This is a genomic window from Nonomuraea turkmeniaca (assembly GCF_005889735.1).
Taxonomy (GTDB): domain Bacteria; phylum Actinomycetota; class Actinomycetes; order Streptosporangiales; family Streptosporangiaceae; genus Nonomuraea; species Nonomuraea turkmeniaca.
This window is the reverse complement of the sequence record NZ_VCKY01000051.1, coordinates 43706-51442: the sequence shown is the minus strand read 5'-3', so window position 1 is coordinate 51442 and position 7737 is coordinate 43706. Positions and strand designations below refer to the sequence as shown.

Here is a 7737-nt window from a genome sequence, read left to right as displayed (position 1 = left end):
CAGTCAGCGCACCCGTCGCCCCGCCCCCTCTCGTCCCGGCGAGACCATGCAGGATCGGGACGAGCAGCGTGAGTGACGCCGCCAGCGCGGCGAAGGGGTTGCCCGGCAGGCCGACGACCAGCGTGCCGTCCGGCAGCCGGGCGAGCAGCTGCGGATGCCCGGGCCGCACGGCGACGCCGTCGACGAGGATGTCGGCGTCGAGGTCGCCGAGCACGGCCCGCAGATGATCGGCGGGCCCCCTGGAGGACGCGCCGCACACGACGATCACGTGGAGGGAGGTGGGCGGCGCGGCGAGTCCGGCGCGCAGCGGGGCCGCGCTGTCGGGCAGCCGGAGCGTGTCCGTGACGCGGCCACCCGCCCATTCCACCAGGCCCGGCAGGAACGGGCCGATCGCGTCGCGCACCCGGCCGGGGCGCGGTAGCCCGTGCTCGACGACCTCGTCGCCCGTGACGAGGACGGCCACCCGCGGCCTGGGTCGTACCAGCAGCTCGTCGTGGCCCAGGGCGGCGGCCAGGCCGAGCGCGACCGGCGTCACCACCGCGCCCGCTCCCAGCACCACCGCGCCCTCGGTGATGTCCTCGCCCCGCCGCCGGATGTGCCGCCCTGCCTCGGCGCGGCCGTCCACCCACACCGCGCCCGCCACCGCCTGCTCGTAGGGCAGCACCGACTCGGCCCCCACCGGCACCGGAGCTCCGGTGGCGCCCTCCACGGCCTCCCCCGCCTCCAGAACGCCCTCGTGGAAGGCCCCTCCTGCCAGGACGCGGCCGACCACCCGCCACGGACCATCGCCCGCCACCGCGTAGCCGTCCATCGCCGCCACGTCCACCCCGGGCACCGCCACCAGGGCCGTCAAGGGCGCGGCCAGCCGGCACCCCAGCGCTTCTGACAAGGGCACCCACAAGGGGCTGAGCGGCCCCGCGCATCCCGCCGCCACGACCCGCGCCGAAGCCCATGACATTGCTTCCACCACTGGTCCATGCCGCACAACGGTCACCGGCACACTCCTTGACCCGCGTTTTTCCATACTGTATACCGAATGCACAATCCGACGCGAGAACGGAGCGCGAGCATGAAGGTCGCTGTTCTTGGCGCCGGCGCCATCGGCGCATACGTGGGCGCCGCCCTCCACAGGGCGGGAGTCGAGGTGCACCTCATCGCGAGAGGCGAGCACCTGCAAGCGATACGTCGCGCCGGTGTGCGGGTGCTCACCCCCAGGGGCGATTTCATCGCCCATCCCCATGCCACCGACGACCCTACCCAGGTCGGGCCGGTGGACCACGTCTTCCTGGGCCTCAAGGCGAACAGCTACGCCTCCGCCGGCCCCATGATCCAGCCGCTCCTGCACGAGACCACGAGCATCATCGCCGCGCAGAACGGCATCCCGTGGTGGTATTTCCACGGACTCAAGGGCCCCTACGAGGGCTACCGCATCGAGAGCGTCGACCCGGGCGGCGCGGTGACGACCGCACTCCCGCTGCACCGGGCGATCGGCTGCGTCGTCTACGCGGCCACCGAGATCGAGCGTCCAGGCGTGATCCGTCACCTGGAAGGCACCCGTTTCTCCATCGGCGAGCCGAGCGGCGAGCTCACCGAACGGTGCCTGTCCTTCAGCCGGGCCGCGGTCGAGGGCGGCCTGAAGTGCCCGGTCGAGCGTGACCTGCGCCGCGACGTGTGGATCAAACTCATGGGAAACATCGCCTTCAATCCGATCAGCGCGCTGGCCCGGGCGACGATGGCCGGGATCTGCCGCCACGACGGCGCCAGGGAACTGGTCGTGGCCATGATGCGGGAGACGGTGGACGTGGCCGACAGGGTCGGCTGCGATCCGGGGATCTCCATCGAGCGCCGGCTGCGGGGCGCGGAGAAGGCGGGCGAACACAAGACGTCCACACTCCAGGACCTGGAGAAGGGCAAACCACTGGAGCTCGACGTGCTGCTGGCGGCGGTCGTCGAGCTGGCCGACCTGACCGGCGCCGAGGTCCCGACACTGCGCGCGATCCACGCCGTGAGCGACCTGCTCAACGAGAATCTTGTCCGTGCGGTCTAGCCGAGCATACCGTAGCCTGTATACAGAATGGAGGATCATGAGCTATGACCGCCTGACCCATCCACTGGTGCGTGAGAACGGCGTGTTGCGCCGAGCGACATGGGAAGAGGCGTTGGAGCGGGCGGCCGAGGGTTTCCGCCGCAACATCGCTGCGCACGGGCCTGACAGCTTCGCGATGTTGTCGTGTGCCCGTTCCACCAATGAGATGAACCACGTCGGGCAGAAGTTCACCCGCGTGGTGATCGGCACCAACAACGTGGACTCTTGTAACCGCACCTGCCACGCCCCGAGCGTGGCGGGGTTGTCGGCGGTGTTCGGCAGCGGCGGTGGCACCTCCTCCTACCAGGACGTCGAGGACACCGACGTCATAGTCATGTGGGGATCGGCGGCCCGCAACGCCCACCCCATCTTCTTCCAGCACATGCTGAAGGGCATCAGGAACGGTGCCAGGATGTTCGCCGTCGACCCGCGCCGCACCGGCACCGCCCAGTGGGCCGACCTGTGGCTGGGACTCAACGTGGGCACCGACATCCCGCTCGCCCACGCGGTGGCCAGGGAGATCATCCATGCCGGGCTTCCCAACCGGCTGCCGGGTTTCCAGGACATCCTCGTTCCCTCGGCCAGGGAGCCGTTCGAAGGCGCCTGGGGCACGCCGATCCAGCCTCGCCACGGCCTCAACCTCACCCAGATGCTGGAGGCCATGGCCGAGGGCGAGGTGACGACCTGCTACCTGATCGGCGAGAATCCGGTGCAGTCCGAGGCCGACTCCCTCGCCTGCATCAAGCGCCTCTCCATGCTCGACCACCTGGTCGTGCAGGACATCTTCCTCACCAAGACCGCCCAGATGGCCGACGTGGTGCTGCCGGCCAGCGCCGCCTGGTGCGAGGCGGACGGCAGGTTCACCAACAGCGAGCGGCGCGTCCAGCGGGTGCGCAAGGCGCTCGACCGACCGGGTGAGGCCCGCGACGACATCTGGATCATGTGTGAGATCGCCCGGAGGCTGGGCCACGACTGGCACTACGACGGCGCCGAAGAGGTCTGGAACGAGCTGCGCGCGCTGTCGCCGCGGCACAAGGGCATGACGTACGAACGGCTGGCGGAGCTGCAGGGCATCCAGTGGCCGTGCCCGTCGGAGGACTCGCTGGAGCCCCCGTACCTGCACGCGCTCGACTACATCTGCCGGCGGCTCACCGTGCCTGCACGCCGCCGGCCTGTTCACCGCCGACGGCGAGCCGCTGTGCGTCCGCGAGGACGTGGCGCGGCACAACGCCCTGGACAAGCCGCTCGGCTGGGCCCTGCGCAACGGGCGGCTGCCGCTGCGCGGCACCGTGCTGATGGTGTCCGGGCGGGCGTCGTTCGAGCTGGTGCAGAAGGCGGTCATGGGTGGCGTGCCAGTGCTCGCCGCCGTGTCCGCGCCGTCCTCACTGACGGTGGAGCCGGCCGCCGAGGAAGGCTGACGCTCATCGGGTTCCTCCGCGAGACCTCGATGAACGTCTACGCGGGCGAACGGCGGCTGGACCTCACCTCGGGCGCCGGCACTGGCTCTGCCGGCGCACGCCTACCGGGGTGATGGAGCGGGATGCCGCACGTCACGTGCGGTGGGCCGCATAACGCGGCTCACCGGACGGCGTCCGTCTAGCCCCCGGACGCCGTCCGGCATCCCCGCTGCGTTTATTGGCCTCACTCCGTGAGGCGGGCTCGGTCGCCAGACGCCGCCCTCCCTCGCCAGGCGACGGCACTCCTTCGTCGGGCTATGGGATTTTGACAACCGTTTTCATTTTGGCGCATACTGACTCACATGATGTCAGGATTTTCCCGGTCGCGTGCTGCCGGATTGCTGGCCGGAGCCGCGCTGCTCACCGTCGCCGCCTGCGGATCCGGCACGGCCGAGACCACCGGTTCGGCCGCGACCCCCGCCTCCGAGGCCAAGCCCGAGGTGGTCGCCGCGTTCTACCCGCTGCAGTGGCTGACCGAGCAGGTCGGGGGGGCCGACGTCCAGCTGACGACGCTGACCGCGCCCGGCGTGGAGCCGCACGACCTGGAGCTGGGCATCAAGCAGGTGTCCGACATCCAGAACGCCGCGCTCACCGTCTACATCAAGGGCGTCCAGCCGGCCGTGGACGACGCCGTGGCCGCGGACAAGAGCTTCGACGCCGCCACCGCCGTCACCACACTTCCCGCAGGCGAGCACGCCGAGGAGGAAGAGGGCCACGCCGGGGAAGAGGAGCACGGCCACGAGGAGATCGCCTACGACCCGCACATCTGGCTGGACCCCTCCCGCCTGGCCACCGTGGCGAGCAAGCTCGGCGAGCGCCTGGCCGCCGCCGACGCCGCGCACGCGCAGGCGTACAAGGACCGCGCCGCCCGGACCGCGGCCGCGCTGGGCACCCTCGACCAGGAGTTCACCAAGGGCCTGAGCACGTGCAAGACCAAGACGCTGGTCACCGCGCACGAGGCGTTCGGCTACCTGGCGGACCGCTACAAGCTCAAGCAGGTCGGCATCACGCTCGACCCAGAGACCGAGCCCTCCCCCGCCCGCCTGTCCGAGGTGGCCAAGATCGCCAAGGCCGAGGGCGTCAGCACGATCTTCACCGAGTCCCTGGTGAGCCCGAAGGTGGCCGAGGTTCTCGCGAGCCAGGTAGGCGCCAAGACAGCCGTGCTGGACCCGCTGGAGAGCAAGCCCTCGGGCGACTACCTGTCCGCCATGCGCGATAACCTCAAAACCCTACAAACAGCACTGGGGTGTACGGCATGAGCGAAACGGCCTTCTCGATGACAGACGGCCAGGTCTCCTATGACGGCACGCCCGTTCTCCGGGGGATCGACCTGAACGTCTGTCCCGGGGAGGTCGTGGCCCTTCTGGGCTCCAACGGCTCGGGCAAGTCGACGCTGGTCCGCGCGTTGCTCGGCCTCACACCGCTGAGCGGTGGCACGACGTTGATCTACGGCTCGCCGCCCGGCAGGTTCCGCGACTGGTGGCGCATCGGCTACGTGCCGCAGCGGCTCCAGGTCGGCGGCGGCGTGCCCGCCACCGTGCAGGAGGTCGTGGCCTCGGGCCGCATCGCCCGGCAGCGCCGGCTCCGCTGGACCAACGCGGCCGACAAGGCGGCCGTGGCCACGGCGCTGGAGGCCGTCAGTCTGGCCGACCGCGCGCACGACCCCGTCCAGTCGCTGTCGGGCGGTCAGCAGCAGCGAGTGCTCATCGCCCGCGCCCTGGCCGGGGAGCCGGACACGTACGTGATGGACGAGCCGACCGCCGGCGTGGACGCCGCGACCCAGCAACTGCTGGCCGACACGTTGTCCCGGCTGGTGGTCGACGGCAAGACCGTGGTGCTGGTCGCGCACGAGCTCGGCCCGCTGGAGCCGATCGTCACCCGTGGCGTCGTGATCCGCGACGGCATCATCTCGCACGACGGCCGGCCGCCGCGCCCGGAGGGCGAGTGCGCGCGGCCCGGGCACGAGCACCAGCACCCGCACGCCGCCGAGACCGTCGCGGGGCCGCTCCCCGGGTGGCAGGCGGAACTCACCGGGTGGCAGGGGGAACCAAGGTGATCTTCGAACTTCTGCAGGAGCAACTCTTCCAGCTGGCGCTCATCGCGGCGCTACTGGTGGGGCTCTGCGCGCCTGCTGTGGGAACGTTCATCGTGCAGCGCCGGCTGGCGCTGCTCGGCGACGGCATCGGCCACGTGGCGCTGACCGGCGTGGCGCTCGGCTTCCTGACCGGCTCGGCGCCGGTGCTCACCGCCGTGCTGGTGTCCGTCGCCGGGGCCGTGGCCATCGAGCTGGTCAGGGCGCGCGGGCGGACGAGCGGTGACGTTGCGCTGGCGCTGCTGTTCTACGGGGGGATCGCGGGCGGCGTCATGCTCATGGCCATCGCGCCGGGCGGCAGCAACGCCAAGCTGAACTCCTACCTGTTCGGCGCCATCGCCAGCGTCACACCCCAGGACATCTGGGTCATCGCCGCGCTGGCCGTCGCCGTGATCGGGGTGGTCGTGATCTTCGGCAGGGAGTTGTTCGTGCTCTGCCAGGACGAGGAGATGGCCAGGGCCAGCGGCCTGCCGGTGCGGTTCCTCAGCCTGCTCATCGCCGTCACGGCCGCGCTCACCGTCGTCATCGCCATGCGCGTCGTCGGCCTGCTGCTGGTCAGCGCGCTGATGGTGATCCCGGTGGCCACCAGTCAGCAGCTGACCCGGGGATTCCGTACGACGATGGTGCTGGCCATGGTGTTCGGCGTGCTCGCCTCGGTCGGCGGGCTGCTGGCCTCCACCGTGTCGACCAAGGTGCCGCCCGGCGCCGCCATCGTGCTTCTTGCTCTGGCCGGCTTCGTCCTGGCCCTCGGTGTCGGTAAATTGCTACGGCGAGGCCGTAGCGAGGAGTCGAGAGTGAGCTCAAGAATGCGCGTGGAGGAGGTCGCATGACGACGAGACGCAATGCCGTGCACGACACCCTGCGCAAGAGTGAGGGTTTCCGCAGCGCGCAGGACGTCTACGCGGAGATGCGCCTGCACGGCGCCAAGATCGGCCTGACCACCGTCTACCGGGCCCTGCAGGCACTGGCCGACAAGGGCGAGGTGGACGTGCTCCGCACCGACGAGGGCGAGTCCGTCTACCGTGCGTGCGCCAGCGAGGCGCACCACCACCACCTGGTGTGCCGCCGCTGCGGGCGCACCGTCGAGGTGGCCGGTCCCGCCGTCGAGCGCTGGGCCGAGGCGGTCGGCAGCGAGCACGGGTTCACCGAGATCACTCACACGGTGGAGGTCTTCGGGACCTGCTCCTCATGCTCCTCGGCGCCGGCCAAGGTCGGCTGATCCCGGCGGGAGCCGTACAGGACGCCGAGCACGATCACCGCGCACCCGGCCAGTTGCAGCGCCGACGGCCGCTCGCCGAGCGCCACCGCGGACAGCGCCACCGTCGTCATCGGCTGGACGAGCAGCAACAAGGCGGTGAGAGCGGCCGGCTGCCGCGGGAGCGAGAACGCGATCAGCGACCATCCCAGCACCTGCGGCCCCAGCGCGAGCACGAGCAGCCACCCGTGCGCCGGCCAGCTCGGCACGAAGTCGGCGCCTCCGAAGAACGGGCTGAGCACCGCGATCACCACGGTGGCGACCACGGTGGCGTGCGCCAGCGGCCCCGCCGCCCGGTCGGAGCCGCCCTTCATCAACAGCAGGAACGCCGCGTACGAGACGGACGTGGCGAATCCGGCGAGCACCCCCATGATCGGATCGCTGCCGTACGCGGCGCTGTCGAACACCCCGGAGATCAGCACCACGCCGCCGAACACCACCGGCGTCGCCACCATCAACCGCCCCGACGGCCGCTCCCTGAACAGCGCCCACGCCGCGAACGCCACGATGAACACCTGGAGATTCCCCAGCACGGTCGCCAGCCCGGCGCCCACGTAGTCGATGGCGTGATGCCAGAACAGCAGGTCGAGCGCGAACACCACGCCGGCGAGCCAGGCGGGTATCAATGCTTTGAACGGCAACGGGCCGAGCCTGCGCCGCTCCAGCCAGGCCAGGATGAGCATGGGCGGGATGGCGTACGCGCAGCGGAACAACGCGGACGTCGCCGGCGATACACCGGCGAGCCGGACCAAGGGCGCGGAGGTGGAGATGACGAGCGCACCCACGATCGCGATCAGCACGATACGGCGATGTGCACTCACAGAAACCCCCCGATGCCCACGCAAGA

Annotated in this window: 8 protein-coding genes; 6 read left to right on the top strand and 2 right to left on the bottom strand. The window is 70.7% G+C overall.

Going from position 1 to position 7737, the window contains the following annotated elements:
- Positions 1-958: molybdopterin molybdotransferase MoeA (locus ETD86_RS17430; RefSeq protein ID WP_138667203.1), on the bottom strand; the 958-nt coding region annotated here is incomplete at its 3' end.
- A 111-nt stretch (positions 959-1069) separates the two neighbouring features.
- Between ETD86_RS17430 and ETD86_RS17425 the strand changes: the two genes are divergently transcribed.
- The 6 genes from ETD86_RS17425 (at position 1070) to ETD86_RS17395 (ending at position 6854) form a co-directional block, all read left to right on the top strand.
- Positions 1070-2047, top strand: coding sequence for a 2-dehydropantoate 2-reductase (locus ETD86_RS17425; RefSeq protein ID WP_138667202.1), 978 nt, complete (start codon positions 1070-1072; stop codon positions 2045-2047).
- Positions 2048-2084: 37 nt separating this feature from the next.
- A complete protein-coding gene (locus ETD86_RS17420; protein WP_425465642.1) occupies positions 2085-3617 on the top strand; it encodes a molybdopterin oxidoreductase family protein in 1533 nt (510 codons plus the stop codon).
- A 228-nt stretch (positions 3618-3845) separates the two neighbouring features.
- Positions 3846-4802, top strand: coding sequence for a metal ABC transporter substrate-binding protein (locus ETD86_RS17410; protein ID WP_138667201.1), 957 nt, complete (start codon positions 3846-3848; stop codon positions 4800-4802).
- On the top strand, positions 4799-5599 hold the full coding sequence (locus tag ETD86_RS17405; RefSeq protein WP_138667200.1) for a metal ABC transporter ATP-binding protein: 801 nt from the start codon (positions 4799-4801) through the stop codon (positions 5597-5599). Before ETD86_RS17410 ends, ETD86_RS17405 begins: the two co-directional genes overlap by 4 nt.
- The gene (locus ETD86_RS17400) at positions 5599-6465 is read left to right on the top strand and encodes a metal ABC transporter permease (RefSeq protein WP_246147966.1); all 867 of its coding nucleotides are present in this window, start codon (positions 5599-5601) and stop codon (positions 6463-6465) included. Before ETD86_RS17405 ends, ETD86_RS17400 begins: the two co-directional genes overlap by 1 nt.
- Entirely contained in the window at positions 6462-6854 is a 393-nt protein-coding gene (locus ETD86_RS17395) for a Fur family transcriptional regulator (RefSeq protein WP_138667198.1), read from the top strand. The genes ETD86_RS17400 and ETD86_RS17395 overlap by 4 nt, the downstream gene beginning before the upstream one ends.
- Here ETD86_RS17395 and ETD86_RS17390 read toward each other — a convergent pair.
- Positions 6791-7711 carry a DMT family transporter gene (locus tag ETD86_RS17390; protein ID WP_246147963.1) on the bottom strand — a complete coding sequence of 307 codons (921 nt, stop codon included), beginning with the start codon at positions 7709-7711 and terminating at the stop codon, positions 6791-6793. The two genes, ETD86_RS17395 and ETD86_RS17390, sit on opposite strands and share 64 nt — an antisense overlap.
- Between the last annotated feature and the right edge of the window lie 26 nt (positions 7712-7737).

Coding starts and splice junctions, on each gene's coding strand:
- ETD86_RS17425 (WP_138667202.1), top strand. CDS start 1,070: ATGAAGGTCGCTGTTCTTGGCGCCGGCGCCATCGGCGCATACGTGGGC.
- ETD86_RS17420 (WP_425465642.1), top strand. CDS start 2,085: ATGAGCTATGACCGCCTGACCCATCCACTGGTGCGTGAGAACGGCGTG.
- ETD86_RS17410 (WP_138667201.1), top strand. CDS start 3,846: ATGATGTCAGGATTTTCCCGGTCGCGTGCTGCCGGATTGCTGGCCGGA.
- ETD86_RS17405 (WP_138667200.1), top strand. CDS start 4,799: ATGAGCGAAACGGCCTTCTCGATGACAGACGGCCAGGTCTCCTATGAC.
- ETD86_RS17395 (WP_138667198.1), top strand. CDS start 6,462: ATGACGACGAGACGCAATGCCGTGCACGACACCCTGCGCAAGAGTGAG.